This window comes from Pseudoduganella sp. GW821-FHT05F09, from assembly GCF_059419605.1.
Genome location: NZ_JBWKSD010000001.1, coordinates 137,122 through 162,438, shown reverse-complemented (window position 1 = coordinate 162,438; position 25,317 = coordinate 137,122). Strand labels below are relative to the sequence as shown.

At 68.4% G+C, this 25,317-nt stretch carries 23 protein-coding genes; 7 read left to right on the top strand and 16 right to left on the bottom strand.

The window, feature by feature from the left end:
* Positions 1-14: 14 nt before the first annotated feature.
* On the bottom strand, positions 15-1,028 hold the full coding sequence (locus AC07S4_RS00585; protein ID WP_494984746.1) for a GlxA family transcriptional regulator: 1,014 nt from the start codon (positions 1,026-1,028) through the stop codon (positions 15-17).
* A 69-nt stretch (positions 1,029-1,097) separates the two neighbouring features.
* On the opposite strand from AC07S4_RS00585, the gene AC07S4_RS00580 reads away from it, so the two are divergent.
* The 3 genes from AC07S4_RS00580 to AC07S4_RS00570 all read left to right on the top strand — a co-directional run bounded on the left by AC07S4_RS00580 (position 1,098) and on the right by AC07S4_RS00570 (position 3,455).
* Positions 1,098-2,072 (top strand): LysR family transcriptional regulator, encoded by a 975-nt coding sequence (locus AC07S4_RS00580; protein ID WP_494984745.1) that lies wholly within the window; start codon positions 1,098-1,100, stop codon positions 2,070-2,072.
* 148 nt (positions 2,073-2,220) lie between these two features.
* On the top strand, positions 2,221-2,964 hold the full coding sequence (locus AC07S4_RS00575) for an SDR family oxidoreductase (protein WP_494984744.1): 744 nt from the start codon (positions 2,221-2,223) through the stop codon (positions 2,962-2,964).
* Positions 2,961-3,455, top strand: coding sequence for an Ohr family peroxiredoxin (locus tag AC07S4_RS00570; RefSeq protein ID WP_494984743.1), 495 nt, complete (start codon positions 2,961-2,963; stop codon positions 3,453-3,455). Before AC07S4_RS00575 ends, AC07S4_RS00570 begins: the two co-directional genes overlap by 4 nt.
* Here AC07S4_RS00570 and AC07S4_RS00565 read toward each other — a convergent pair.
* On the bottom strand, positions 3,439-4,095 hold the full coding sequence (locus tag AC07S4_RS00565) for a response regulator transcription factor (RefSeq protein ID WP_494984742.1): 657 nt from the start codon (positions 4,093-4,095) through the stop codon (positions 3,439-3,441). The genes AC07S4_RS00570 and AC07S4_RS00565 overlap by 17 nt on opposite strands.
* A gap of 58 nt (positions 4,096-4,153) precedes the next feature.
* A complete protein-coding gene (locus tag AC07S4_RS00560; protein ID WP_494984741.1) occupies positions 4,154-4,633 on the bottom strand; it encodes a carboxymuconolactone decarboxylase family protein in 480 nt (159 codons plus the stop codon).
* A gap of 275 nt (positions 4,634-4,908) precedes the next feature.
* On the opposite strand from AC07S4_RS00560, the gene AC07S4_RS00555 reads away from it, so the two are divergent.
* Entirely contained in the window at positions 4,909-5,409 is a 501-nt protein-coding gene (locus AC07S4_RS00555; RefSeq protein ID WP_494984740.1) for an Ohr family peroxiredoxin, read from the top strand.
* A gap of 5 nt (positions 5,410-5,414) precedes the next feature.
* Here the strand turns inward: AC07S4_RS00555 and AC07S4_RS00550 are convergent, their stop codons facing one another.
* From AC07S4_RS00550 to AC07S4_RS00520, 7 genes are all read right to left on the bottom strand, one after another.
* The gene (locus tag AC07S4_RS00550) at positions 5,415-7,076 is read right to left on the bottom strand and encodes a methyl-accepting chemotaxis protein (RefSeq protein ID WP_494984739.1); all 1,662 of its coding nucleotides are present in this window, start codon (positions 7,074-7,076) and stop codon (positions 5,415-5,417) included.
* 25 nt (positions 7,077-7,101) lie between these two features.
* A complete protein-coding gene (locus AC07S4_RS00545; protein WP_494984738.1) occupies positions 7,102-8,682 on the bottom strand; it encodes a putative bifunctional diguanylate cyclase/phosphodiesterase in 1,581 nt (526 codons plus the stop codon).
* Between the two features lie 10 nt (positions 8,683-8,692).
* Complete coding sequence (locus AC07S4_RS00540; RefSeq protein ID WP_494984737.1) at positions 8,693-9,115, bottom strand: response regulator transcription factor; 423 nt, start codon at positions 9,113-9,115, stop codon at positions 8,693-8,695.
* Between the two features lie 78 nt (positions 9,116-9,193).
* A complete protein-coding gene (locus AC07S4_RS00535) occupies positions 9,194-9,808 on the bottom strand; it encodes a response regulator transcription factor (protein ID WP_494984736.1) in 615 nt (204 codons plus the stop codon).
* Complete coding sequence (locus AC07S4_RS00530; RefSeq protein WP_494984735.1) at positions 9,805-10,878, bottom strand: sensor histidine kinase; 1,074 nt, start codon at positions 10,876-10,878, stop codon at positions 9,805-9,807. Before AC07S4_RS00530 ends, AC07S4_RS00535 begins: the two co-directional genes overlap by 4 nt.
* 35 nt (positions 10,879-10,913) lie before the next feature.
* On the bottom strand, positions 10,914-13,616 hold the full coding sequence (locus tag AC07S4_RS00525; protein ID WP_494984734.1) for a bifunctional diguanylate cyclase/phosphodiesterase: 2,703 nt from the start codon (positions 13,614-13,616) through the stop codon (positions 10,914-10,916).
* 129 nt (positions 13,617-13,745) lie between these two features.
* On the bottom strand, positions 13,746-14,837 hold the full coding sequence (locus tag AC07S4_RS00520; protein WP_494984733.1) for an alkene reductase: 1,092 nt from the start codon (positions 14,835-14,837) through the stop codon (positions 13,746-13,748).
* Between the two features lie 111 nt (positions 14,838-14,948).
* Here AC07S4_RS00520 and AC07S4_RS00515 point away from each other — a divergent pair, with 111 nt between their 5' ends.
* From AC07S4_RS00515 to AC07S4_RS00505, 3 genes are all read left to right on the top strand, one after another.
* Positions 14,949-15,917 carry a LysR family transcriptional regulator gene (locus tag AC07S4_RS00515; RefSeq protein ID WP_494984732.1) on the top strand — a complete coding sequence of 323 codons (969 nt, stop codon included), beginning with the start codon at positions 14,949-14,951 and terminating at the stop codon, positions 15,915-15,917.
* Between the two features lie 169 nt (positions 15,918-16,086).
* On the top strand, positions 16,087-16,908 hold the full coding sequence (locus AC07S4_RS00510) for an alpha/beta fold hydrolase (protein WP_494985580.1): 822 nt from the start codon (positions 16,087-16,089) through the stop codon (positions 16,906-16,908).
* Between the two features lie 59 nt (positions 16,909-16,967).
* Entirely contained in the window at positions 16,968-17,909 is a 942-nt protein-coding gene (locus AC07S4_RS00505) for an MBL fold metallo-hydrolase (protein ID WP_494985579.1), read from the top strand.
* Positions 17,910-17,914: 5 nt separating this feature from the next.
* On the opposite strand, the gene AC07S4_RS00500 is transcribed toward AC07S4_RS00505, so the two are convergent.
* The 6 genes from AC07S4_RS00500 to AC07S4_RS00475 all read right to left on the bottom strand — a co-directional run bounded on the left by AC07S4_RS00500 (position 17,915) and on the right by AC07S4_RS00475 (position 25,315).
* Positions 17,915-18,001: a DUF3597 family protein gene (locus AC07S4_RS00500; protein WP_494985578.1), complete on the bottom strand. Its 87-nt coding sequence runs from the start codon at positions 17,999-18,001 to the stop codon at positions 17,915-17,917.
* A 24-nt stretch (positions 18,002-18,025) separates the two neighbouring features.
* Positions 18,026-20,530, bottom strand: coding sequence for a beta-galactosidase GalB (gene galB / locus AC07S4_RS00495; protein ID WP_494984731.1), 2,505 nt, complete (start codon positions 20,528-20,530; stop codon positions 18,026-18,028).
* A gap of 112 nt (positions 20,531-20,642) precedes the next feature.
* Positions 20,643-21,878 (bottom strand): Kelch repeat-containing protein, encoded by a 1,236-nt coding sequence (locus tag AC07S4_RS00490; protein WP_494984730.1) that lies wholly within the window; start codon positions 21,876-21,878, stop codon positions 20,643-20,645.
* Positions 21,878-22,465, bottom strand: a complete 588-nt coding sequence (locus tag AC07S4_RS00485) for a cohesin domain-containing protein (protein WP_494984729.1) — start codon at positions 22,463-22,465, stop codon at positions 21,878-21,880. Before AC07S4_RS00485 ends, AC07S4_RS00490 begins: the two co-directional genes overlap by 1 nt.
* Positions 22,466-22,485: 20 nt before the next feature.
* Entirely contained in the window at positions 22,486-24,279 is a 1,794-nt protein-coding gene (locus tag AC07S4_RS00480) for a dockerin type I domain-containing protein (protein ID WP_494984728.1), read from the bottom strand.
* 127 nt (positions 24,280-24,406) lie between these two features.
* Complete coding sequence (locus AC07S4_RS00475) at positions 24,407-25,315, bottom strand: cohesin domain-containing protein (RefSeq protein ID WP_494984727.1); 909 nt, start codon at positions 25,313-25,315, stop codon at positions 24,407-24,409.
* Positions 25,316-25,317 lie beyond the last annotated feature (2 nt).

Below are 25,317 nucleotides of genomic sequence, written 5' to 3'. Positions count from 1 at the left end.
CAATCACGGACAAATCAAGCGGCGCCGCCGCGCCGCTCGCGGTAGGCGCTGGGCGACACCGACAGGTTGCGCTGGAAGCACTGCCGCATGCGGCCCTCGTCGCCAAAGCCGCAGTCGCGGGCGATCTGGTCGATGTTGCGGCTGGAGTCCTCCAGCATGCGGCGCGCCGCCTCCAGCCGGAACATCTCCACCGCCTTGGCCGGCGTGCGGCCGGTGGTCTCCTTGTACACGCGGGAGAAGTTGCGAGGGCTCATCAGCACACGGGCCGCCAGCGCTTCCACCGTCAGGTGCGCGCTGGCCAGGTTGTCCGAGATCCACAGATGCAGCTCTTCGAAGCGGTCACCGTCGTCCAGCTGCGCTTTCAGCAAGGCGCTGAACTGCGCGTGCCCGCCGGGACGCTTGACGAACACCACCAGTTCGCGCGCCACGGCCAGCGCCACGTCGCGCCCGCAGTCGGCCTCCACCAGCGCCAGCGCCAGGTCGATGCCTGCGGTGACACCGGCCGAAGTCCAGGTGCCGCCCTGCTGGACGAAGATCGCCTCGCGGTCGATTTCCACCAGTGGGTGCAGTTCCTTCAGCCTGTCGTTCAAGGCGTAGTGCGTCGCGGCGCGTTTGCCGTCCAGCAGCCCGGCCTGCGCCAGCACAAACGCTCCGCTGCACACGGACGTGGTGCGCCGCGTGCTGGCCGCCGCCTTGCGCAGCCAGTCCACCAGCGGCTGCGCGTGCACCAGCACCTGTTCGATATTCGGCGCGCCAGGCACCACGATGGTGTCCACGCCGGCCGGGTCAAAGGCGGACAGCGTTTCGGTGAGCATGGGCACACCCTCCAGCGTGGGCACCGGGCCGCCCTCCAGGCTGACCGTGTGGCGCGCATAGCCGGGACGGCCACGCTCCCGCATCACGCGGTCGGCGCACCAGAACACGGTTTGCGGACCGGCCATGTCCAGCATGCACATGCCGGGAAAGGCCACGAACAGCACCAAGGGCCGGCGCGATGCGCCTGGCAGAAAATCGCCGTTGTTTGGCATTTACTCACTACTCCTGCGGGTTTAGTCTACTTACTGTCAATATTGTCTCAGAATAATGCTCTGGAAAACATGAATTCATTCTCCGCGGCAGAATCCGACGCGCTGGCGTCCAGCTTCGCCACCACTTACGCTGGCGTGGTGGCCTTCATCGCCGTCGCCACCGAAGGCAGCTTCGCCAAGGCGGGCGAGCGCCTGGGCATAGGCCGGTCCGCCGTCAGCCGCAGCATCCTCAAACTGGAGACCCAGCTCGATACGCGCTTGTTCCTGCGCACCACCCGCAGCACCACGCTCACCAGCGAAGGCGAATTGTTTTACGAATATTGCAGCCCCGGCGTGGATCGCATCGTGCAGGCCGTGGAAGAGATGCGCGACCTGCGCTCGGGCGCGCCGCGCGGCCAGCTGCGCCTGTGCGCCACGGCCGGCTTCGGCCGCAAGGTGGTGGCGCCGCTGCTGAGCGGCTTCCGCGCGCTCTACCCCGGCATCACGGTGGATCTGGTGCTGGACAGCAACCCCACCGACTTCATCGCCAAACGGGTGGACGTGGCCTTCCGCAACGGCCGCATGGACGACAGCCAGGTGGTGGCCAAGCAGCTGATCCCCATGCAGTTGCTGCTGTGCGCCTCGCCCGCCTACGCGCAGGCGCACGGCCTGCCGGCCAGCGTGGAGGAGATCGCCGGGCACCGCTGCATCACCTACCGGCTCGCCACCGGCCGCGTGGAGGAATGGGAATTCAGGGTGGGCGGCGTGTCGCGCACGCTGCTGCCCAAGGCCGCCTGCACCTTCAACGACGCCGACCTGGTGCTGCAGTCCGTACTGAACGGCGAAGGCCTGGCGCAGCTGGCCGGCTACCAGGTGTGCGAGCTGCTGCGCAGCGGGCAGCTGGTGGCGGTGCTGCCGCAGTACGCGCCGGACGACCGCGGCCACTATCTCTGCTATCTGAACCGGCGCCACCTGCCCACCCGCACCCGCGTGTTCATCGACTACATCACCTTGCAGATCCGCGCGCTGGACCTCTACTGCATCGGCAATTTCTCCCCGCCTTGACGCACCTTGATTGGTGCCCGCCGCTCAACACTGTGCTGCCATCCACGCGCCTACCGGCGCGCCCGGGCGCGGCCTACACTGGCCTTGTACCGCGATCTCCGCAACCGGACGCCTCAGCCGCACTGAGCGCAACACCAGGAGCTTCATCATGAAAATCGTCGTTATCGGCGGCACCGGCCTGATAGGCAGCAAAACCATCAAGATCCTGCAGGAACGCGGCCACGAAGCCATCGCCGCCTCGCCCAATTCCGGCGTCAACACCGTCACCGGCGAAGGCCTGGCTGCGGTGCTGGCCGGCGCCGACGTGGTGATCGACGTGGCCAACTCGCCGTCCTTCGCGGACGCGGACGTGCTGGCCTTCTTCACCGCCTCCGGCCGCAACCTGCTCAAGGCGGAAACCGAGGCGGGCGTAAAGCACCACATCGCCTTGTCCGTGGTGGGCACCGACCTACTGGCCGAAAGCGGCTATTTCCGGGGCAAGATAGCGCAGGAAAAATTGATCAAGGAAGCCTCGGTGCCTTACACCATCGTGCACTCAACCCAGTTCTTCGAATTCCTCGGCGGGATCGCGCAGTCCGGCGCGGACGGCAACACCGTGCGCCTGTCCCCCGCCCTGGTGCAGCCGATTTCGTCGGACGACGTGGCCTTGGCCATGGCCGATTACGCCACCGCCGCGCCGGTCAACGGCACGGTGGAAATCGCCGGCCCGGAAGCCTTCCCCCTGTCCGGGCTGGTGCAGCAGTACCTGGTGTCCATCGGCGATCCTCGCAAGGTGGAAGCCGACGCCGGCGCGCGCTACTTCGGCGCGCTGCTGAACGAGCGCACCCTGGTCCCGGCCGGCAAGGCGCGCCTGGGCGCGGCCACCATACAGAACTGGCTGCAGAAGAAATGAAGCCGCTCGCTCCCCCGCCGCTTTCGCTGCTCGACAAGTATGTAGGGCAGGACATCCAGTCCCTCTACACAACGACGGTGCGGGTGACGGGGGGCGAGGCCGAACACGGGCGCGCCTCCGGCGTGGCCCGTTCGGACGACGGCAACCTTGAGCTGCAATTGCGCCTGCCGCCCGAACTGGGCGGCCCGGGCGGCGGCACCAATCCTGAACAGCTTTTCGCGGCCGGCTTTGCGGCCTGCTTTCACGGGGTAATCAGCCTGCTGTCGGCCAAGGCCGGCCTGAGTGCGGCCGGCGCTTCGGTGGAAGCGACCGTCTCCTTTGCGCGCGATCCCATGGATGGCATGTATCTGCTCACGTCCGCATTGCAGGTGCGCCTGCCTGGCATGAAACAGGGCACCGCCGAGGAACTGGTGCGCAACGCCGAAAGGGTTTGCCCTTACGCCAAGATGGCGCGCGAGGGCTTGCTCAGCGTGGTCACGCTGGTGGACTGAAGGACGCGGCCAGCAGCCCCTGCTCCATCGCGCTCAGCACCACCTGGGTGCGGGTGGATACGTCGAATTTTTGCATCAGCTGCTTCATATGGGTTTTCACCGTGCCCACGCCTATGCCCAGTTCGCGCGCAATCAGCTTGTCCGGATGGCCGCGCGACAGGATGGACAGCACGTCCGCCTCGCGCCGCGTCAGCGGCGGAAGCTGGAGCGCATTGGCCACGCTGCGGCTGGCCGCCGCGCCAAGGTAGCGGCAGCCCATGCCCAGCAGGCGCACGCATTCCAGCAATTCACCGGCGTCGGCCTCCTGCAGCAGGTAGCCGTGCACGCCGCTGTCGACCGCATGCCGCACCTCGCCCGCCTTGCCTTGCGAACTCACCACCAGCAGCCGCATGGCGCGCGTCCCCTGCGCAGAGGCCTGGCCGCACTCGCGCGCAGCGCGCAGCGCGGAGGTGTAGTCGGCGATCACCACGCAAGCCTCGTCGGCGCACGGCCAGCGGGCCGGTGCGCTGACTTCCAGGTCCGGTGCGCCGGCCAGCATGGCGCCCAGCCCCGCGCAAACAATGGGAGAGCTATGCATCAGGTAAACCTTGATGCGGTGGGCCGCAGGGCGGCCGGCGAACGGCAGTATCGGGGCATTCATATTGGCTCCATGCACAGGCGGGGGGCGGGGGTGGAAACCCCGTCCCCGCTACGGCGTTTTATTCGAGGTGGGCTTTGTCCAGGCCGAAGGCTTTGTCGTAAGAGCCGGGCACGAACTTGAAGGCGACGTTAATGCGGTTCCACGCATTGATAGCCATGACTTCGAAGGTCAGGTCGGACAGCTCCTTCTCGGACAGTTGCGTGCGCACGCGCTCGTAGATATCGTCCGGCACGCCCTGTTCCGGCAGGCGGGTCAGCACTTCGGTCCAGGCCAGCGCGGCGCGCTCGCGCGGAATGAACAGCGTCGATTCGCGCCATGCGGCCAGGTGGTGCAGGCGCAGCGCGCGCTCGCCGTGGATGGTGGCCTGCTTGATGTGCATGTCCACGCAGAAGCCGCAGCCGTTGATCTGGGAGGCGCGGATGGCCACCAGGTCGAGGATGGATTCTTCGATCGCGCCCTGCTTGATGACGGCATTGAGTTCGACGAGTTTCTTGAACAGCTCGGGGGATTGTTCCTGGTAGTTGATACGCTGCGTCATGATGTTCTCCTGGTTGGGTGTTCGTCCGCTTGCGGAAGCTCGCGGCACAGAATCATTCTAGGAGCGCGCCGGCTGCTCCGGTAGACGCATGGCGGGCCGCACGCTGGTGAGCGCCAGGCACCAATCCGCCACGCGCCCGCGCACCTTGCAAAACACTGTTGCGCGGCGCTCACCAGCGTGCGGCCCGGCGCGTATCTACCGGCTGCGACGGCAGCGGCCTACACTGGCCCGCACGGTACGCATCCGCGCGCCCGCCACCAGGAGACCACCAGAACATGAAGCCGCCAGCACCGACAGCGCCGCCCTTATCCCTGCTCGACAAATATGTCGGGCAGGACATCCAGCCGCTCTACACCACCACCGTGACCGTGACCGGCGGCGAGGCTGGACACGGACGCGCCTCGGGCGTGGCGCGCTCGGACGACGGCAACCTGGAGCTGGCGCTGCGCCTGCCGCCGGAACTGGGCGGCCCGGGCGGCGGCACCAATCCGGAGCAGCTGTTCGCGGCGGGCTTCGCGGCCTGCTTCCACGGCGTGCTGTACCTGCTGGCGGCCAAGGCGGGACTCAGCTCGGCCGAGTGCTCCGTCCAGGTTGCGGTGTCGTTCGCGCGCGATCCGGTGGACGGCATGTATCTGCTCATGGCCAATGTGGAAATCCGCCTGCCCGGCCTGCGCCAGGCCACGGCGGAGGAACTGGTGCGCAACGCCGAACGCGTTTGCCCCTACGCCAAGATGGCGCGCGAGGGCCTGCTCAACGTGGTCACCGTGGTGGCCTAGCACGTTCAGACCACGCCGGCCACGTAGACCGGACGGCGCACCGCGCCGCCGCGCAAAGGGCCGCGCGCGGGCGCGGCGGCGGGGACGGCCATGTCGATCACGCTTTCGTCCGGTTCGGCGTCCCGCAAGCGGAACAGGTCCACGCTGCGCGTGAGGCGCTGCGCCTGTTCGCCCAGCGACAGCGTGGCGGCCAGCGATTCCTCCACCAGCGTGGCGTTCTGCTGGGTGGCGCCATCCAGTTCGGCCAGCGTGGCGTTGAGCTGCTGCAGGCCGATGCTCTGCTCGCGGCTGCCGGAGCTGATGTCGGCCACCAGCCCCGCCACGCGCTGCACGCCGCCCGTTACCGCGCCTATGGTGGAACCGGCGCCGCGCACCACGCGGCTGCCCTCGCCGACTTGTTCGATGGAGGCGGCGATCAGCTGCTTGATCTCCCTGGCCGACTGCGCGCTGCGCTGCGCCAGCACGCGCACTTCGCCCGCCACCACGGCAAAACCGCGTCCCTGTTCGCCCGCCCGCGCCGCCTCCACCGCCGCGTTCAGCGCCAGCAGATTGGTCTGGAAAGCGATGCCGTCCATCAGGCCCACGATGTCGCCGATGCGGCGCGAGGACGCGTCTATGCCTTCCATGGTGGCCAGCATGGCGCCCACCGCGCGCTCGGCCTGCTGCGCCTCGGCGGCGGTGCGCTCCATCAGTCCGTGCGCCTGCTCCGCCTTGTCGGCGTTGTGCCCCACGGTGGCGGTGAGCTGCTCCATCGTGGCGGCGGTTTCCTCCAGCGACGCGGCCTGGCGCTCGGTGCGGCTGGCCAGGTCGGCATTGCCGGCGCCAATTTGCGCGGAGGCCGCAGCCACCGTGTCGGCGCCGCCGCGCACCTGGCCCACCATCTGCTGCAGTCGCGCGTTCATGCCGTTCAGCGCGCGCAGCAGGTCGCCGGTTTCGTCGCGCCAGCAGGTCTTGGCCACGGCGCGCAGATCGCCGCCGGCCACGCGCCGGGCGATGTCCACCGCTTCCTGCAATGGCCGCGAAATCAGCCGCGCCACCCAGCCCGCCAGCAGCATGCCCAGCACCACGGTGGCCGCGATCAGCGCGCTAATCATGCTGCGCGACTTGGCGTAGGCGCTGGCTGCGGACGCCGCCGCCGCGTCGCTGCCTTGCTCACCCGCCGCCACCAGGCGCCCCACCAGGTCCGTCGCTTCGAAATTGTAGGTGCGCGATTCGCCGCGCAGCAGCGTCATGGCGCCCGCGTGGTTGCCTGCGCGGTCCAGCTGCACTACCTGGCGCACCGCTGCGCCGTAGGAGTCCAGCGCGGAGCGGAACTTGGCGAAGTCGGCCTGCTCGGCGCCGGACTTGGGCACCGCCGCGTACAGCGCCAGCGCCCTGCGCATCTCCGCCATTTCACCGTTCATCTGCGCCTCGTAGTAGTCGAACTCCACCGGCTGGGAGGACAGCACGTGCTGCAGCTCGTAAGTGCGGAAGCGCAGCAGGCTGGCTTTCACCAGCAGCACATTGCGCACCGCGGGCGCCCAGCGCTGCGTGATGTCGTCGTTGACGCGGTGCAGATGCTGCAATTGCAGGAAGCAGAACACGCCCAGCGCCACGGTCAGCGCCATCACGGCGGCGACGGCTGCCAGCAGTTTGTGCGCAATCTTCAGGTGATAGAACCAGTTCATTTTTTGTCTCCGGTGTGGTGTGGGTTCAGGCGGCGCGCAGCTGCACGCTGCCTTGCAGGAAATTCAATGCGGCGCGGGCGGGCAAGGGCTTGCTGTAGTGGTAGCCCTGGATCTCGTCGCACTGCCAGCTGTGCAGCAGCGCGCGCTGCGCTTCGGTCTCCACGCCCTCGGCGATCACCGTCATGCCCAGGCTGTGGCCTAGGCCTATGGTGGCCTGCACGATGGCGCTCTGCTGCTTGACGGTGCCCATATTGCGTACGAAGGACTGGTCGATCTTGAGCTTGTCGATGGGGAAGCGGCTCAGGTAGGCCAGGCTGGAATAGCCGGTGCCGAAGTCGTCGATCGACAGCCGCAGGCCCAGTGCGCGCAGGCGCTGCAGCAGCGCGATGGCGCTTTCGGCGTTCTCCATCATCACCCCTTCGGTAATCTCCAGCTCTATGCTGGACGGGTCGATATGGGTGCTGGCCAGCAGCGTTTCGATATGCGCCAGGAAGCCCGGCGCGGCGAACTGGCGCGGCGAGATGTTCACCGCCACCACCAGCTGGCGGCCGCTGTCGGCCTGCCACTGGCTGAGCTGGCGGCACACCTCTTCCAGCACCCACTCGCCGATGGAGACGATCAGGCCCGATTCCTCGGCCAGCGGAATGAAGTGGGCCGGCGACACCAGCTCGCCGCCACGGCGCCAGCGTATCAGCGCCTCGAAGCCGATCAGGCTGCCGTCCGCCAGCGATTGCTGCGGCTGATAATGCAGCTCCAGCTCCCGGCGCTCCACCGCGCGGCGCAGCTCGGCCTCCAGGTCCAGCCGCAAGCCGGCCTGCGCGTTCAGGCTTTCGGAGTAGTGCACCAGCGTGTCGCCGCCGGCCTGGCGCGCCGCCTGCAGCGCGGCGTCGGCGTTGCGCAGCAGGACTTCCGGTTCTGCGCCGTCCTGCGGGTAGCACACGGCGCCCAGGCTCAGCGTGGTGAACACCTCGTGGCCTTCGCACACATAGGGCTGGCCCACTTCCGCCCGCAGCGCCGAAATGGCCGCGTCGAACTCCGGGCTGTCCAGGCGGCCCTGGTACAGGATGGCGAAGTTGGCGCCGTCCAGGCGATACACCTCGCCGCCGCGCGCCTCCGCAGCCTGGCGGATGCGGCTGGTCAGGCCGATGATCATGCGGTCGCCGAAGCCGTGGCCGTAGCCGCCCACGATGCGCGAGAAGCGGTCTATGGTGCCCAGCACCACGGAGTGCGGCCGCACGGGCAGGCTGCGCAGGCGCGCCTCGAAGGAGCGGCGGTGCGCCAGCCCGGTCAGCGGATCGTGCCCGGCCTGGTGCACCAGCTGCTGCTCGACGCGGAAGCGGGCACGCACGTGGTACAGCAGGAAGGCCCCGGTGAGCAGCGCCACGATGTCGAACAGGTGGACCAGGCGCGTCATGCCGGAACCGGACGAGCGTTCTATCATCACAGATAAAGCCACGCTGGCGGCGATCAGGCACACCAGCAACGCATAGGCGGCCCAGCGCGAATGGCAGGCGCTCCATCGCAGCCGTGGCGCGGACGGCAGGCGCAATTGTGGGGCGGCGCCGGATGCCAGGCTGCGCGTGGCGGTGTTCATGACTGTGCTCATGCAGTGCTCCCTAAATGGTGGACGGTACGGAGGAAAGGCTGGACGCGGCAACGCACAGCGCAACCCAGTGCAACAACTCGTCGCACTGGAAAGGCTTGCTCAGGAAGGCGGCCGCCCCGCCCTGCTGCGCGCGCTGGCGCACTGCAGGCTCGGGGAAGGCGGTCAGCATAATCAGCGGCACGCCGCAGCCGTTGCGGCGCAGGTGCTCCAGCAAATCCAGGCCGCTCATGCCCGGCATCTGCAAGTCGCTGATGATGCAGTGGGAGTCGTGCTGCGCGCCGGCGGCCAGCAGGCTTTCGGCGCAATCGAATTCGGTGACGGCGTAGCCGCTGGAGCGCAGCAGGCTGCTGACGGCGCCGCGCACGGCGTCGTGGTCGTCGACGATGGCTACGCGGGCACTCGTGCTGCTAGTGATGGTGGTGGAACTGGACACGGCTTACTCCCTGAATCTGCATGGGAACAAGATACCGTGTGCGCCGTGGTAGCGGAATCATACAAGGGTATAGAGTGGCTATCCCTTACGTGCAGTATCGATGCCCAGCGCTTCGGCCATGCGCACCAGGTCGGCAAAGGTGCGTGCGTGCATCTTGCGCATGGCGTTGCCGCGATGGATCTTGACCGTGATCTCGCTGGTGCCCACCTGTCCGGCAATCTGCTTGTTCATCAAGCCGCTGGCGGCCAGCGCCATGATCTCGCGCTCGCGCGGCGTGAGCGACTGGTAGCAGGCCTGCAAGGCATGCTGCGCCTGGTTCTGCTGCCTGCGGCCACGGTCCACTTCCAGCGCCGCGTTCACCGCGTCGATCAGGTCCTGGTCGCGGAAGGGCTTGGCCAGGAAGTCCAGCGCCCCGGCCTTCATGGCGCGCACCGACATGGGAATGTCGCCATGGCCGGTCATGAAGACCACCGGCAGGGACACGCCGTCGCGATTGAGTTCGGCCTGGAATTCCAGCCCGCTGATGCCCTGCAGGCGCACGTCCAGCAGCAAGCAGCTGGCCGCTTCCTCGCGCTGGTGGGCCAGGAACTGCGGCACCGAGCCGAAATCGAACACGCGCAGGCCCACGGAGCGCAACAGGCTGGAAATGGCCGCGCGCAGCGGCGCGTCGTCGTCGACGATATAGACGTTCATGCGGAACATTCCTCGGTCACGGGCAGGGAGAAGCACAGCATGGCGCCGCGCGGCGCCATGCCCGCCCAGATGCGGCCGCCGTGGGTTTCGATTATCGAGCGGCAGATCGGCAGGCCCATGCCCATGCCGTCCTCCTTGGTGCTGAAGAAGGCGTCGAACAGCTTGGGCAGGTGCTCGGGCGGGATGCCGGGGCCGGTGTCGGCCACGCTGCACACCACGCCGCCCTGTTCGTGGATGCGGGTCTGCAGCAGCAGCAAGGCCTCGCCGGGCGCGCAATGCTGCATGGCCTGCATGGCGTTCATGAGCAGATTGATCAGCACCTGCTGCAGCTGCACGCGGTCGCCGCACACCTGCGGCAGGTCCGGCGCCAGGTCCAGCTTGAGCTCCACCTGGTGGCTGGCCAGCTCGCGCCGCACGAAGCGCGCCGCCTCCTGCGCCACCTCGTTCAGCGACAGCGGCAGATGGCGCGGATCGCTGCGGCGCGCCAGCGCGCGGATGCGGCGTATCACTTCGCTGGCGCGGCCCGCCTCCTCCAGCACGCTGCCGATGGCGGCACGCGCTTCGTCCAGGTCCGGCTCCGCGCGGTTCAGCCAGCGCAGACTGGCTCCGCCGTTGGTGGTGATGGCGGCCAGCGGCTGGTTCACTTCATGGGCAATGGATGCCGCCAGCTCGCCCAGCATGGTCACGCGCGTGACATGGGCCAGCTGCGACTGCGAGCGGTGCAGCGCTTCCTCGCGCGCGATCAGCGCGTTGGTGGCGGCCTGCCAGCGCAGCGCGAGGTAGGAGACGATGCCGATGGCGGCCAGGCTGACCATCATGCGGCCGGAGGCGGGGCCGGAGAACATGGCCGCGTGCGAGAAGGCGTAGGCCAGCACCGTGAGCCCCAGGCACACGGCGCTGGTGAGTATCACGCCGCGCCGGCGCCACACGCTGGCCGACAGCAGCACCACCACCACGTACATGACGGCGATGGCCACATCCAGCGGCGTGAAAGCGTCGACGGCGAATATGGCCAGCGTCAGGCCGACCAGCAACAGCGACAACAAGGGGCTGCCTTGAACCCTGACCATGCCCTGCCCTTCCCATGCGGAGTGATATCTTCTTATTATAATTCCACCGCCACAGGAATGATCTTAGACCAAAGTATAGTATCGGCCGGTTCGGCGCGGCCAAACAGGTAGCCCTGCAGGCCGTCGCAGCCGATCTGGCACAGCGCGTCCCGCTGCGCCGGGGTCTCCACGCCCTCCGCCACCACGCACAAGCCCATGCCGTGCGCCAGCGTGACGATGCTGCGCACGATGGTGGCCGCGTGCGGCGCGCGCAGCATGTCGCGCACGAAGGAGCGGTCTATCTTCAGCTGCTCGATGGGCAGGCGCTGCAAATAGCTGAGCGAGGAATAGCCGGTGCCGAAGTCGTCCAGCGAGAAGCCTACGCCGCAGGCCTTCAGGCGCGCCATCTTCGCGATAATGTCGTCCACGTCGGCCAGCAGCATGCTCTCGGTCAGCTCCAGTTTCAGCAGGCGCGGGTCCGCCCCCGTGCCGGCGACGATCTGCAGCACATGCTCGGCGAAGTCCGGCTGGCGGAACTGGCGCGCGCTGACGTTGACGGCCACCGTGAGCCCGCGCGTGCAGGGCTGCTCCTGCCACTGCACCAGCTGGCGGCAGGCGGTGGCCAGCACCCAGTCGCCGATATCGATAATCAGCCCGCTCTTTTCCGCCTGCGGAATGAATTCGGCCGGCGGCACCAGGCCGCGGCGCGGATGGCGCCAGCGCAGCAGCGCTTCGGCGCCGGTGGGCCGGCCGGCCGCGTCCACCACCGGCTGGTAGTGCAATTCCAGTTCGGCGCGCGCCAGCGCGAAGCGCAGGTCCGATTCCAGCATGGCGGTGGCGTCCAGCGCCGCCTGCATCAGCGGATCGAAGAAGCGGAAGGTGGCGCGGCCCGCCGCCTTGGCCTCGTACATGGCCATGTCGGCCTGGCGCAGCAGGTCGCTGATGGTGTGGTTGCCCGCGCCGAACAGCACCACGCCTATGCTGGGCGTGCTGCGCAGCTCGTGGCCGTCCAGCGGATAGCTCAGGCTCAGGGCGCTGACCACTTTCTGCGCCACCACCTCGGCATGGGCCGCCGCCTCCTGCGCGCTGGCGCCCAACACTTCGAGCAGGATCACGAATTCGTCGCCGCCCAGCCGGGCCACGGTGTCGCTGTCGCGCGTGACCTGCTGCAGCCGGAACGCCACCATCTCCAGCAGACGGTCGCCCATGTCGTGGCCCAGCGTGTCGTTGAGCGACTTGAAATTGTCCAGGTCCACGAACAGCACAGCCCCGTGGCAGGCGCCGCGCTCGGACTTGGCGATGGCGTGGCCCAGCCGGTCCAGCAGCAGGCGGCGGTTGGGCAGCTTGGTCAGGCCGTCGTAAAACGCCAGGTGGGCGATTTCCGCCTCGGCCAGCTTGCGCGCGCTGATGTCCATGCGCGTGCCCACCATGCGCAGCGCCGTACCGTCCGGCGCGCGCTCGCTCACCTTGCCCCGGCTTTGCAGCCAGATCCAGTGGCCGGCGCGGTGGCGCATGCGGTATTCGGCTTCGTAGGAGCGGCTGCCATCGTCCAGATGGGAGGCCAGCGCGGCGTCCATCGCCTCCCAGTCCTCCGGATGCACCAGCGCGCGCCAGCTGCCCGGCGCAATCGGCAGCTCGCCGGGCAGATAGCCCAGCATGGCGGCGGCGCGCGCGTCGACGGTGCGCACGTCGCGCACCAGGTCCCAGTCCCACAGGCCCAGGTTGGCGCCGTTCAGCGCCAGCTCCACCCGCTCGGCGGCGGCGGCGCGCTCCTCCTCGCCCTCCAGCGCCAGCTGTTCCAGCGCCATGCGGCGCCGCTGCGCCAGCGCCAGCCCGCCCGCGCCAGCCACGCCGGTCAGCAGCCAGGCCATGCCCGCGATCCAGGCCAGGTTGTGCCAGCCCGCCTCGATCTTGTCCTGGCTGCGCGTCAGGCTCACCACCAGCGCCTTGTCCAGCCCCAGCTCGCGCAGCGCCATGGTGCGCTGGACCACCAGCCGGTGGTCGCCGCCCAGCACCGTCAGCGGCAGGGCGCTGTGCAGGTGATAACGAAAAAAGAGGTCGGCGGCGCCGTCGGCGCGCATGGCCGCCGGGTTGGCCGGCACGTACAGGATACGGTGCCCGCTGCCGTCGGTGATGGCGCTGCTCATGTCGGGCGCGTACAGCGCCGAGCGCATCACCGCATCGAAATATTCGGGGTTGAGGATGGCGCTGACCGCGCCCGCGTTGTGCCCGGCGCCGTCCACCATCGCCAGCGACAGCTTGAGGTTGAACACGCCGGGCGTGTTTTCGTAGGGCTGCGACAGGTAGAGTGTGTCCGGCGAGCGCATATGCGCCACTTGGCTGGTGTAGAGCTTGTCGTCCAGGCGGGCGTCGCGCAGGTCGTCGTCCGAGACCTGGATGCGGCCCTCGCGGTCGACCACCACCAGCGCCCGCACGCCCGGCATGGCGCGCTTGAGCGATTGCAGCAGCAGGCGGCGGCAGTCGCTGGCGCAGGTGCCCGCGCCGCCCGGCGTGCCGAAGGCGGCGCGCGCGCTGTCGAGCGCATTGCGCACGCCTTCCAGCTGGTGCTGCAGATTCTCGTCGATGATCAGCGTCTGCATGCGCATGCGCTCGATATCGGAGCCGAGCAGCAGGCGGCGCTCGGTCCAGATGAAATACACGGCCATCAGGCCGCTCATCAACAGCACCAGCGCCAGCACCAGCCACTCGGCGGTGGCGCGGCGCGGACGGCGCCAACGGGCTAACAGTTCGACTGGCATGACTCCCTCCGGATCGGTACAGGCCGCAAAGCTGCGGGATGCTGATCACTATAGATAACGGATGGCGGCCTGAAAATCAGACCTTGGTATGCCGCCTCATACTAAGGTGTGATGCGTAAGGTTTGATACTTACAACGCCGGGTAATCGGTGTAGCCGCGCGCGCCGCCGCCGTAGAAGCTGAACGGATCGGGCTCGTTGTACGGGCCGTTGCGGGCGATGCGCGCCACCAGGTCGGGATTGGCGATGAACTGGCGGCCAAAGGCCACCATGTCCGCGCGCCCCAGTGCGACCAGTTGCTCGGCCTGTTCCGGCGACAGGCCGGCGTTGGCGATCACCACGCCGCTGTAGTTGCTGCGGATGAGCGGCAGCAACTGGGCCATGTCGCTGCTGCCGCCCCAGGCGTTGGTGTCGGCGCCGTGCACGTAGCCGATGCCGTAGCTGTCGAGCATGCGCAGCACGTAGGCATAGGTCTCGGCGGCGCCCTCGTCGAGTGCATTGTTATACAGCGCGAAGGGCGAGATGCGCACACCCACGCGCTCCGGCGGCACGGCGCGCAGCACCGCCTCGACCACCAGCCGCAGAAAGCGCGCGCGGTTTTCCACGCTGCCGCCGAATTCGTCGCTGCGGCGGTTAACATGGGGCGACAGGAACTGCTGCGGCAGGTAGCCGTTGGCCGCATGGATTTCCACGCCGTCCAGGCCGGCCCGCAGCGCATTGGCGGCGCCGGCGCCAAATTCTTCCGCAGCCTCGTGGATCTCGGCCACGTTCATGGCGCGCGAAGGCGAAGCGGCCAGGCGGGTGTATTGGCCGTTGCGCAGCGCGCCATATACTTGCAGCAGGCCCAGGTCGTCGTTGTAGCCGGACGGCGAAAGCGGCTGGCGGCCTTCGAGCAGCGCGTAGCTGCCCACGCGGCCGCCGTGCCACAGCTGCATGAAGATTTTTCCGCCCCGGCCATGCACGGCGTCTGCAACCCGCTTCCAGCCGGCCAGCTGCGCTTCGTTATAGATGCCGGGGGCCAGCTCGAAGGCCGCCGAGTTGGACGACACATTGGTGGCTTCGCTGATAATCAGCCCCGCCGTGGCGCGCTGCAGGTAATATTCTGCGTTGAGCGCCGTCGGCACGCCGCCCTCGCCTGCGCGGGAGCGGGTGACGGGGGCCATGGCGATGCGGCTGCTGAGGGCCAGGCCGCCCAGGGTTATGGTTTGCAGGATGTTTTTCATATTCGGCTCCGGTTAAGTGTATGCAGCCACTGTAGCGGCGCCGGGGCGCGCCGATAAGCGGGGCGGGACCGACAACACCATTGCGCTGCGCGCAAAGATAAAGGAACACGGATGGATCGTTTTGCGGAATTGAAGGCGTTTTGCCTGGTGGCGGCCAGCGGCGGGTTTTCGCCGGCGGCGCGCCAGCTGGGGGTGGCCGCGTCGTCGGTGACGCGGCTGGTCGATGCGCTGGAAAAGCGGGTCGGCACGGCGCTGCTGAACCGCTCCACGCGCAAGGTCACGCTGACCGACAGCGGCCAGCAGTACTACGCCAGCGCGCAGGCCATCCTGGCGCAGCTGGACCAGGCCGACGACGCGGCCGCAGCCCGCCACGGCCAGGCCGGCGGCTTGCTGCGGGTGTCGGCACCGGTCACGTTCAGCACCATGTTTATCGCGCCGCTGCTGGGCGAGCTGGCGCGCCGCCATCCCCGGCTGGAGCTCGACCTGCACCTGAGCGACGCGGTGAGCAATATGGTGGACGACAGCATCGACGTGGCGATCCGCATCGGCGCAGCGCAGCAGCAGCCCAACCTGATCGCGCGCCGCCTGAGCGGCCACCAGCGCGTCATCTGCGCCAGTCCGGCCTATCTGGCGCAGCACGGCACGCCGGAGGCGCCGGAGGATCTGCTGCGCCACAACTGCCTGCAGTTCTCCTACGGCGTGGCTCGGCGCGGCTGGCGCCTGCGATGCCAGCAGGGGGATCAGGCACAAGGCCAGGATCAAAGCCAGGAGAGCGGCCAGGAACGGGCAGACACCGCCTGCACCGAGCTGCCGGTACGCGGCACGCTCACCATCAATAATTCGGAAATGCTGCGCCGCGCGGCGCTGGACGGCGTGGGTATCGCCATGCTGCCGGACTGGCTGGTGCGCGGCGACGTGGCCGCCGGCACGCTGCAGCCGCTGCTGGGCGGCTACCAGGCCAATCCGGGAGAGATGGAGATCGGCCTGTATGCCATGTACGCCGCCAACCGGCGCGGCTCGCAGGCCATCAAGGCCTTTGTCGACCTGCTGGCCGAGCACCTGGCGGGGCAGCTGGCCTGATCCGGGGCGGAGGCTGGCGCGCAGCGCCGCGCCACGAGCGGTTTTGCGCATGGCGCAATGAAGTGGGAGTTGCGTCTATCCCTTAGTCCAGATAGACGGGCAATCGTGCGCTGCCCAGAATGCAGGCTTGACCAACCAGCAAGGAGTTGCCATGACCACTACCCGCACCATCAACACCGTCACCACCCGCGACGGTACGCTGATCAACTTCAAGGACTGGGGCCACGGCCCGGCCGTGGTGTTCAGCCACGGCTGGCCGCTGCAGGGCGACGCCTGGGAAGACCAGATGATGTTCCTGGCCGAACACGGCTACCGCGTGATCGCGCACGACCGCCGCGGCCACGGCCTGTCGAGCAAGCCTTGGCACGGCAACGACATGGACACCTACGCCGACGACCTGGCCACGCTGATCGAGGCGCTGGACCTGAACGGCGCCACCTTGGTGGGCCACTCCACCGGCGGCGGCGAAGTGGCGCGCTATATCGGCCGCCACGGCACCGGCCGCGTGGCGCGCGCGGTGCTGGTGGGCGCGGTCACGCCGCAAATGCTGGTGGGGCCGGCCAATCCGAACGGCGTGCCGATAGAAGTGTTCGACGGCATCCGCAGCGCGGTGCAGGCCGACCGCTCGCAGTTCTTCAAGGACCTGCCCGGCGCCTTCTACGGCTTCAACCGCGAAGGCGCCAAGGACTCGCAAGGCGTGCGCGACACCTTCTGGCTGCAGGGCATGCAGTGCAGCATCCGCAGCGCTTACGCCTGCATCAAGCAGTTCTCGGAAACCGACTTCACCGAAGACCTGAAAAAGATGACCGTGCCGACGCTGGTGATCCACGGCGACGACGACCAGATCGTGCCGATCGCCGCCACCGCCCGCCGCGCCGTGGAGCTGCTGCCGCAGGCTACGCTGAGCGTGTACGAAGGCGCACCGCACGGCCTGCCCGCAACCCACAAGGACAGGCTCAACGCCGAACTGCTGGCCTTCCTGCGTTCCTGAGCGTGACCGCCATGGCTGCGACCACCACCAGGTTCACCCTTCCGCTGCTGGCCGCAGCCATGCTGCAATTCGTGCCGCTGGCGCCGCCCGTCCAGGCGGGCGCGCCGCAAGTGCGCACCCAGGCGCCCGGCTTTTACCGCATGATGCTGGGCGACTTCGAAATCACCGTGCTGTCCGACGGCACGCACGCCTTCCCCATCGACACGGTCATGAACAACATCACCCCGGCGCAGATCGCGCGCGGGCTGGACGAGGCGGGCCTGGCGCAGCCGCTGCAAGGCTCCATCAACGCCTTCCTGGTCAACACCGGCAGCCGCCTGATCCTGATCGACGCAGGCGCCGGCGCGCTGTACGGCGACTGCTGCGGCAAGCTGCTGGAAAACCTGCGCGCGGCAGGCTACCAGCCGGAGCAGGTGGACACCGTGCTGCTCACCCACCTGCACAAGGACCACGCCGGCGGCGTCATGCGCCAGGGCGCGGCGGCCTTCCCCAACGCGGTGCTGCGCATGGCGCAAGGCGAGGCGGACTACTGGCTGAGCAGGCAGGAGCAGCAAGCCGCGCCGGAATTCCTGCGCAGCTTCTTCGACAGCGCGCGCGCCGCTGTTGCGCCCTACCAGGCCGCAGGCCGCTTCCAGCCCTACGCCGCGTTTGGCCAGCTGGAGACCGGCGTGCGCGCCCTGCCCGCGCCGGGCCACACACCGGGACACGCCGCTTACCTGGTAGAGAGCAGGGGACGCCAGTTGCTGATCTGGGGCGATATCGTCCACGTGGCGCCGCTGCAGTTCCCGCACCCGGACGCCACCGTCAAATACGACAGCAGTGCCGCCGGCGCGCAGCGCCAGCGCCGCCAGCTGCTGGACCTGGCCGCCAGCCAGCGCATGGTGGTGGGCGCCGCCCATATCGCCTTCCCCGGCCTGGGCCGCATTGGCCCGCCGGACGGCGCCGGCGCCAGCTACCGCTGGCTGCCGGTCAACTACGAAGGTTCACCCGGCGCGGATTGAGCCGGTCAGGACGCCAGGTCCGCCGGCACCTTGCCGCCGTTGGCGGCCAGCTTCGCCATCACCTGCTTGTGCAGCCAGATATCTGGGACCACGACGCACCCGCGTCTGTGCGAAATCTAACGCGGGGGGGAACTGGTCAGCGTAAGCTTGCCGCCGGTCAGGCCCTCGCTGGACGCCGTCACCGTGATCGCGCCCGCCTGCCCCGCCCTGGTCCGCACGATGGCCAGCGCCAGGCCGTTGAAGGCGGCGCGCTCGGGTGACTGGAAGGACACCAGGCTGGTGGCGTCGCCATTGTCGGTGGCCACCAGCTCGCCCGGTCCGCTGACGGTGAAGCGCACCGCGCTGCTGCTGCGCGGGACCGGCCTGCCCTCCTTGTCGGTGATCGCCACCGTGACGAAGGACAGGTCCTTGCCGTCGGCCTGCAGCGCGCTGCGGTCTGCCGTCAGCGCCAGCCTGGCGGCCTTGCCCGCCGTCTGCACAGTATCCTCGGCCCAGGGCTTGCCCTGCTTGTACACCACCGCTTTCAGCGTGCCGGGCTGGTACACCACGTCGTCCCAGCGCAAACGGTAGTCGCGCGCGCCGCGCTGCTTGCGGCCCAGCGACTTCCCGTTCAGGAACAGCTCCGCCTCGTCGCCGGAAGTGTACAGATGCACCGGCGTGACCTGCCCCACCCGCTCCGGCCAGTTCCAGTGCGGCAGCAGGTGCGCCATCGGCAGTTCCGGACGCCAGCGCGCCTGGTACAGGTAGTAGCGGTCCTTCTTGAAGCCCGCCAGGTCCACGATGCCGAAGTAGGAGCTGCGCGACGGCACTTTCACCTTGCTCAGCTCCGCCAGCTCCTTCTCGGCGCGCGCGCGTGCGGCAGGGTCGGTGAAGTTCAGCGCATTGGTGCTGTCCGCGTTGTAGGGCGTGGGCTCGCCCAGGTAGTCGAAACCGGTCCAGACGAATTCGCCCGCCACGAAAGGATTGTCGTCCAGGCCCTTGAACTCCAGCTCCGGCGCGGAGGCCCAGCGCGGCGCCGACAAGTCATAGCTGCTGACCTGGAAGTTGGCCAGGCCTTTCGACTTGTCGTCGCTCACCGGGAAGAAGTATTCGCCGCGCGAGCTGACGGTGGACGCGGTCTCGCTGCCTATCACCGGGATATGCGGCGCGCTCTTGTGGAAGGTGGGGTATTCCCACGGCTTGTAGTTGAAGCCCACCACGTCCACGGCGGTCTGGAAGCCGTTGTAGCCGGAAACGACGTGGTTGAACCCGGCCGTGGTCAGGCGCGTGCGATCCTCGCTGCGCACAATGTCCGCCAGGTGGGCCGCCATCTTCCAGCCCTCCGGTTCGCCCTGCTCGCGGATCTCGTTCCCTATGCTCCACATGATGATGCTGGGGTGGTTGCGGTCGCGCTTCACCATGGCGCGCAAGTCCTTCTCGTGCCACTCGTCGTACAGCGTGCCGTAGTCGTTCTTCTTTTTCGGCAGCCGCCAGGCGTCGAAGGCCTCTTCCACGATGAGGAAGCCCATGCGGTCGGCCAGCTCCAGCATTTCCGGCGCGGGCGGATTGTGCGTGGTGCGGATGGCGTTCACGCCCATGTCGCGCAGGATCTCCAGCTGCCGCTCCAGCGCACGCACGTTCAGCGCGGCGCCCAGCGCGCCCAGGTCGTGGTGCATGCACACGCCCTGGATGGGCACATGTTCGCCGTTCAGTATCAGCCCGCGCCCGGCCTCGAAGGCCACGGTGCGCACGCCGAACGGCGTTTCCACTTCGTCCGCCACCTTGCCCTCGCCGGACACGGTGGTCACCGCCACGTAGCGCTGCGGCTTGGACGGGCTCCAGAATTTGGGCTGCGCCAGCTGCAGCGACTGGGCCAGAAGGATCTGCCTACCCGCGCCCACCTTGGTCAGCGCCGACGGACTGCTTTGCGCCAGCGCCGGTCCGGTGCGGCGGCCCGCCGCATCCAGCGCGTAAATCGCGGTCGACACTTGCGCGGCCGTGGCGCCGCCGCTGTTCTCCAGCGTCACCTGCACGTCCACCGTGGCCTCGCCGGCCTTGACGATGGGCGTGGTGACGAAGGTGCCGTTATGCGCCACATGCAGCGGCGCGGCTTTCACCAGCCACACATTGCGGTAGATGCCGCCGCCCGGATACCAGCGCGAGGAGTCGGGCGGATTATCGATGCGCACCGCCAGCACGTTCTCCGCGCCCGGCTTCAGGTGCTTGCTCAGGTCCACGCGGAAGGAACTGTAGCCGTAAGGCCAGCCGCCCACCTGCTGGCCGTTGAGCCATACCGTGGCGTGCGACATGGCGCCGTCGATGTCGAGGTAGACTTGCCGGCCCGCGTCGGCGGCCGGCGCGGTGAAGGTCTTGCGGTACCAGGCCACGCCCCACCAAGGCAGCTTGCCGGTTTCGCCTTCGTACTCCTGCTTGAACGGGCCTTCGATGCCGAAGTCGTGCGGCAGGTCCAGCTTGCGCCAGGCCTTGTCGTCCAGCCCAGGCGCTGCGCCGGTCCCTGCGGCGCCGGCCGGCTCGCCTTTCATGAAACGCCAGTCGGCGTTGAAGGAAACACGGTCGGCGGCATGGGCGGACACGCTCATGCCCACGCCGGCGGCGAGCAGCAGATGGGGAATCAGGCGCATGGCAGGGAAAATGGATTGATCGGACAGCCAGTATCAACTTGAAAAGCTTTACCGATCAATACCAAAAAACGTATAGCAAAAGCGAAAAAAGGACTACCTCGCCCGCCCCCCGCTACGGCGCCGCCTCCACCGCCTTCAGGCTGAACACCTCGGCGCTGGACAGGATGTCGTTGGCGTCCAGGCCGCCCAGCAGCATCAGGCGCTCGCCGGGCAGCAGCGTGGCCGAATGGCTGAAGCGCTTGCGCAGCGCCACCTTGGCCGGGGTCCAGCGGTCGGCGGCGTAGTCGTACAGCTCCGCCGTGGGCAGCGAGCCGCTGGCGATCACGCCGCCTTCGGCCAGCACCCGGCCGCTGGGCAGCAGCGTGGCGGTGTGCAAATGGCGCGCGGCTGCCATGCTCGCGGCGGGCGACCAGCGCTGCTGCGCGGCGTCGTACAGTTCCGCGCTGGCCAGCGAGCGGTTGGAACCGAAGCCGCCAGTGACCAGCACTTTCCCGTTCGGCAGCAGGCTGGCCGTGTGCGACCAGCGCTGCTCGCGCAGCACGCCGCCCGGCGCCCAGCTGTTGCTGGCGGGGTCGTAGATCTCGCTGTCGGACAGGCCGCCGAACTCGCCCGCGCCTGCGCTCAGCAGCACTTTGCCGTTGGCCAGCAAGGTGGCCGCGTGCAGCTGGCGCGCGGTGCGCATGGGCGCGGCCTTGGTCCAGGTTTGCGACTGCGGGTCGTAGATGACGGCGGTGGCCAGCGCCATGGTGTCTTCGTATTCGTCGTCGTCCGGATAGCCGTGGCCGCCGGCGATGAAGACGCGGCCGTCGCGCAGCAGCGTGGCGGTGTGCGCGGCGCGCAGCGCTTCGCTCATGGGGCCGAGCGCGAACCAGGTGTTGGCGGCGGGGTCGTACACTTCGGCGTTGTTGCGGAAGGTGGTGCGGTCCACGCCGCCGGTCACCAGCACGTTGCCGTTGGCGAGCAGCGTGGCGGTGTGCTGCGAGCGCGCCACCGTCATGGTCTCGGACTCGGTCCACTTATTGGTCTTGGGGTCGTAGATTTCGGTGTGGGTGGTAGCGGCGCCGTCGCGGCCTATGCCGCCGGCCACCAGCACGGTGCCGTCACTGAGCACGGTGGCCGTGTGGCCCTGGCGCGCGATCAGCATGGGGGCGGCTTCGCCGTTGCGCGCGGCGGGGACGGCGGCGGCGGCAGCGCCAAATGACGGCGCAGCGGCCAGGCACAGCATGGCGGCGCACAGCAGCGCGGCGCGGCGCTGGAAACTCTTGAGGATGGAGGTCATGGATGCGGGGATAGGCTGGGTCGGCGGAGTCTCGATGGCGCCCGGCGCGAAGCCGGGCGCCCACTGCATTACTGCTTGCGCTGGCGGCGCGCGGCGCCCAGCAGCGCCAGGCCGCTCATGAACAGCAACAGCGCTTGCGGTTCCGGCACGGCGCTGATGGCGGCGCCACCCAGGTCCGCAGCCAGCGCGTCACCGAAGGCGTCGCCCAGCACCACGTCGCCCAGGGACAGCGCGGCATTGCCGGAAGCGACGGCGGTGAAGTACAGCGTGGCCAGCGTGAACGAGTCCTGCTGCAAGCCCAGGTCGGACAGCAGCGAGATCTCGGCCAGGTTGAACTTGCCGCTGCCGGTGCTGCCGGCACTCACGTCCAGCGCTTCGAAGGCGGACAGGTCGCCCAGCGCGGCGCCCAGGCTGTAGCCGGTCAGGTTCAGCACGCCGGAATTGAACAGCACGCTGAAGTCGAACGCGCCCACGTCCACGCCTGCTGCCAGGCCGGATACGCGCACGTCAACGGCGACGTTGCCGCCCACCGTCACGCTGCCGGCGGCGGGGGTGAAGCTCAGGGTGGTGGCCATGGCGGGCGCGCCGATGGCGCTGGCGGCCAGCAGGGCTGCGGTCAGCGCCTTGCGCGCCTGTTTGCGGATGATGTTGATCATGGTAGCTCCAGATATAGGGGTTAGTTGGCGATGGCGCAGTTGGCGTTGTTGCAGATGCTGGCCAGCTTGCGGGCGTCCAGCGCGGTGATCTTGCCGTCGTTATCGAGGTCGGCGGCCGGCAGTTCGGAGGCGTCGCGGTTGACCTTTTGCGTCAGCAGGGCCACGTCGCGGCTGTCCACCACGCCGTCGCCATTCAGGTCGCCGCTGATGGTTTGCGCTACGGCGAACTCGCCGCCGCGGTTGACCACCGCCCAGGCGGTGCGGGTGGCCGGGTCCACGCCGTAGGTGCCCAGCGCATAGCCGGCTTTCCATGGGCCGACCACGTACTTGGCGCTGCCGCCCAGGTTGCGCGAGGCCACCGGCTCCCATGCGCTGCCGTTGAAGGGACGCGCCACCAGCGCCAGCGGGCCGCGCGCGTTGGCGTCGTAGCTCAGCGACAGGGTGAACACGTCCGCCTCTTCGCTGCCGATGGCGTTTTCCATGCCCCACAGGGTCAGCGCGTCGCTTTTCAGTTTGGCGGCGCCGTTGGCGTCGATGTCGGCGCGGCTGGACCAGCCGGTGTTCACGTCCTGGATCGCCACGCGGCCGTCATACAGCGTGGTGGAGACGGCGTTGGCGCCGTCCAGGATTGCCATTTTGGTGCCGCCCCAGTTGCCGCCGGCCGGCGCCGCGTCGGCGATGCTGGCGAAGCTGGCGCCCGGCTGCACGATGAACTCCTTGCCGTTCAGGCTGTAGCCGTAGCTCTCGCGCTTGAAGAAGGTCAGCGCCGGGGTGCGGGTCAGGTCACAGTCACGGCCTGCGCCCAGCGAACCGCCGCAGCCGTTGTCGGACGCGTAGTGGTCCACCGTCAGGCGCGGGCCGTCCACGGTGAAGATGTAGTAGCCGATGCTGAACAGCTCCTGCGCAATCGGCATTTCCTGGCGGTTGCCGGCGTTGTAGGTCTGGTCTTTCGACGGCACCGACGGCACGTAGAACTTGTAGCTGTCGGAAGAGTGGATGATGTTCTGCACGGTGGCCGCGCCGTCCGGGCTCTTGACGATGGAGCGGTGGTGCATGTGGTCATGGCCGCCCAGGAAGTAGCGCACCTTGTTGCGCGCCATCGCACCGATCAGCACATTGCGCTGCGCCGCGTTGGCGGCAGGGTCCGCGCCGGTGAGCACGTCGGTGTGGTTCTGGCCGATCAGTTCCTTGTGGGCGAACACGAAGCCGTGGCTGTCGGCGGGCTTGCCGTCGAGCTGCTGGCCGATCCAGCCCAGCTGGTCCAGCGCGGCCGAGTTCACGGCGGGCGTGCTGCCGCTGGTGCGGGTGTACTGGTCCACGGCGATGAAGCGGGTGTTGCCGTAGTCGAAGGAGTAGGTCAGGCCGGTCAGGCCCACCGGCGTGGCCGGGCTGGCGTGGTTGATGGCGCCCGCCACGTTCGCGCCCTGCCCACGCGTTTGCGGGAAGTTGGCGGTGAAGCGCGCGGCGGCGGTGGCCGAAGGCTCGTGGTTACCGCGCACGGGGTAGAAGCCGATACGGTTGTTGTACAGGGTTTGCGCGGCCACATTCCAGGTGTCCAGGCCACCGGTGCTGCCGTTGTCGGTCAGGTCGCCCACCTGCACCACGAATTTCACTTGATGCTCCACGAACTTGGGCAGAATCTGGTTGATGATGCCCAGCGCGACCGTGTTCGGGTTGTTGCCCGCGTCGTTGCTGGTCCATTGAGTATCGGCCATGACGCCGAATTTGAACGGTTCGGCGTGGGCCAGCGCGGCGGCGGCCATGCCCATTGCGGCCAGCAGCAGGTGGTGCTTCAGTTTGAAAGGGGTTTGCATAGTCGGCTTCCGTTGGGGGTTTGATGTCGCTGCGCGCGTCGCAGCTCAGCCGAGGATGGTAGATTGCAAGTGTGTCAACGTGATGTCATGTTTGACATGGAAAATAGGCCGAACGGCGTATGCGCGCTCAGGGCTGGACCTGCATCGCGTGCCGCAGCGGGACGGCCACGCCGGCGTCCTTGCCGTCGCTGCCCACGGCGCGCGCGGCGACAATCTGGATATGGGCGGCCGGCGCGGCGGCGGCAGCGCGGAAGGTGATGGAGGCGAGCAGGCCGGGCTGGCCGGCTACCGTGCCGGCGCCGGTGCCGGCGGCTTCAGCGCGCGCGGCTTCCAGCGTAAGCGTTCCGCCAGGGTCCACCCGGCTGCCAAGGCTCGATTGCGGCCCCCAGTAGCTGCCCGCCTCCACCCGCACCACTTCGAACGCCTGCCCGTCGAAGCTGACGGTGAGCGGCACGGCATCCACCTGGCGGTCGGAGCGCAGGAAAATCTGCACGGTGAAATTGCTGCCCACCCGCGATCGCGGACGGATCTTCCAGTCGAGCAGCGTGCCTGCCGGCTGTGCTGTGGACGCCGCCGTGGACGCCGCTGCGGCTGGCGTTGCCGCTGGCGCGGAGGGCGGCGGCGGCATGCGGGCGCGCTGCTGCTGCACGTCCGCGTCATCCTTGCTCACCTCGATCAGCAAGGAGGATGTGCCGATGGCCACCGTGGGCGCGTCGTCGGTCTCGTCGGCCGGCACCAGCAATGCGCGGCCCTCGCGCGGAGGCAGCATGGCCAGGCTGTTGGCGCGCAGTGCGTAGTAGAGGACCGATTCAGGCTCGGCGTCTTTCAGGAAGAGCGACATGCGGCGGTCGGTGCGCACGCCGGCGCCGAAGTCGAATACCAGCCCGCACGAACGCGCCAGTTCGCCGAAAGCCTGCTGCAGGGTGACGTTGTAGAGCTCCAGCGTCAGCGGCCTCGAAGCCGAAGCTGCGCCTGCCGCGCTGCACGGGGCGGCGGCAAGCGCCATGGCCACGGCGCAGGCAAACGCCGCCAGCATAG

What these genes read in the sequence shown, in the direction of transcription:
- AC07S4_RS00580 (WP_494984745.1), top strand. Translation starts at nt 1,098, where the DNA reads ATGAATTCATTCTCCGCGGCAGAATCCGACGCGCTGGCGTCCAGCTTC.
- AC07S4_RS00515 (WP_494984732.1), top strand. Translation starts at nt 14,949, where the DNA reads ATGGATCGTTTTGCGGAATTGAAGGCGTTTTGCCTGGTGGCGGCCAGC.
- AC07S4_RS00555 (WP_494984740.1), top strand. Translation starts at nt 4,909, where the DNA reads ATGAAGCCGCCAGCACCGACAGCGCCGCCCTTATCCCTGCTCGACAAA.
- AC07S4_RS00545 (WP_494984738.1), bottom strand. Translation starts at nt 8,682, where the DNA reads ATGAGCACAGTCATGAACACCGCCACGCGCAGCCTGGCATCCGGCGCC.
- AC07S4_RS00490 (WP_494984730.1), bottom strand. Translation starts at nt 21,878, where the DNA reads ATGCAGTGGGCGCCCGGCTTCGCGCCGGGCGCCATCGAGACTCCGCCG.
- AC07S4_RS00475 (WP_494984727.1), bottom strand. Translation starts at nt 25,315, where the DNA reads ATGCTGGCGGCGTTTGCCTGCGCCGTGGCCATGGCGCTTGCCGCCGCC.
- AC07S4_RS00575 (WP_494984744.1), top strand. Translation starts at nt 2,221, where the DNA reads ATGAAAATCGTCGTTATCGGCGGCACCGGCCTGATAGGCAGCAAAACC.
- AC07S4_RS00565 (WP_494984742.1), bottom strand. Translation starts at nt 4,095, where the DNA reads ATGAATGCCCCGATACTGCCGTTCGCCGGCCGCCCTGCGGCCCACCGC.
- AC07S4_RS00535 (WP_494984736.1), bottom strand. Translation starts at nt 9,808, where the DNA reads ATGAACGTCTATATCGTCGACGACGACGCGCCGCTGCGCGCGGCCATT.
- galB (WP_494984731.1), bottom strand. Translation starts at nt 20,530, where the DNA reads ATGCGCCTGATTCCCCATCTGCTGCTCGCCGCCGGCGTGGGCATGAGC.
- AC07S4_RS00530 (WP_494984735.1), bottom strand. Translation starts at nt 10,878, where the DNA reads ATGGTCAGGGTTCAAGGCAGCCCCTTGTTGTCGCTGTTGCTGGTCGGC.
- AC07S4_RS00550 (WP_494984739.1), bottom strand. Translation starts at nt 7,076, where the DNA reads ATGAACTGGTTCTATCACCTGAAGATTGCGCACAAACTGCTGGCAGCC.
- AC07S4_RS00485 (WP_494984729.1), bottom strand. Translation starts at nt 22,465, where the DNA reads ATGATCAACATCATCCGCAAACAGGCGCGCAAGGCGCTGACCGCAGCC.
- AC07S4_RS00585 (WP_494984746.1), bottom strand. Translation starts at nt 1,028, where the DNA reads ATGCCAAACAACGGCGATTTTCTGCCAGGCGCATCGCGCCGGCCCTTG.
- AC07S4_RS00480 (WP_494984728.1), bottom strand. Translation starts at nt 24,279, where the DNA reads ATGCAAACCCCTTTCAAACTGAAGCACCACCTGCTGCTGGCCGCAATG.
- AC07S4_RS00525 (WP_494984734.1), bottom strand. Translation starts at nt 13,616, where the DNA reads ATGCCAGTCGAACTGTTAGCCCGTTGGCGCCGTCCGCGCCGCGCCACC.
- AC07S4_RS00520 (WP_494984733.1), bottom strand. Translation starts at nt 14,837, where the DNA reads ATGAAAAACATCCTGCAAACCATAACCCTGGGCGGCCTGGCCCTCAGC.
- AC07S4_RS00505 (WP_494985579.1), top strand. Translation starts at nt 16,968, where the DNA reads ATGCTGCAATTCGTGCCGCTGGCGCCGCCCGTCCAGGCGGGCGCGCCG.
- AC07S4_RS00570 (WP_494984743.1), top strand. Translation starts at nt 2,961, where the DNA reads ATGAAGCCGCTCGCTCCCCCGCCGCTTTCGCTGCTCGACAAGTATGTA.
- AC07S4_RS00560 (WP_494984741.1), bottom strand. Translation starts at nt 4,633, where the DNA reads ATGACGCAGCGTATCAACTACCAGGAACAATCCCCCGAGCTGTTCAAG.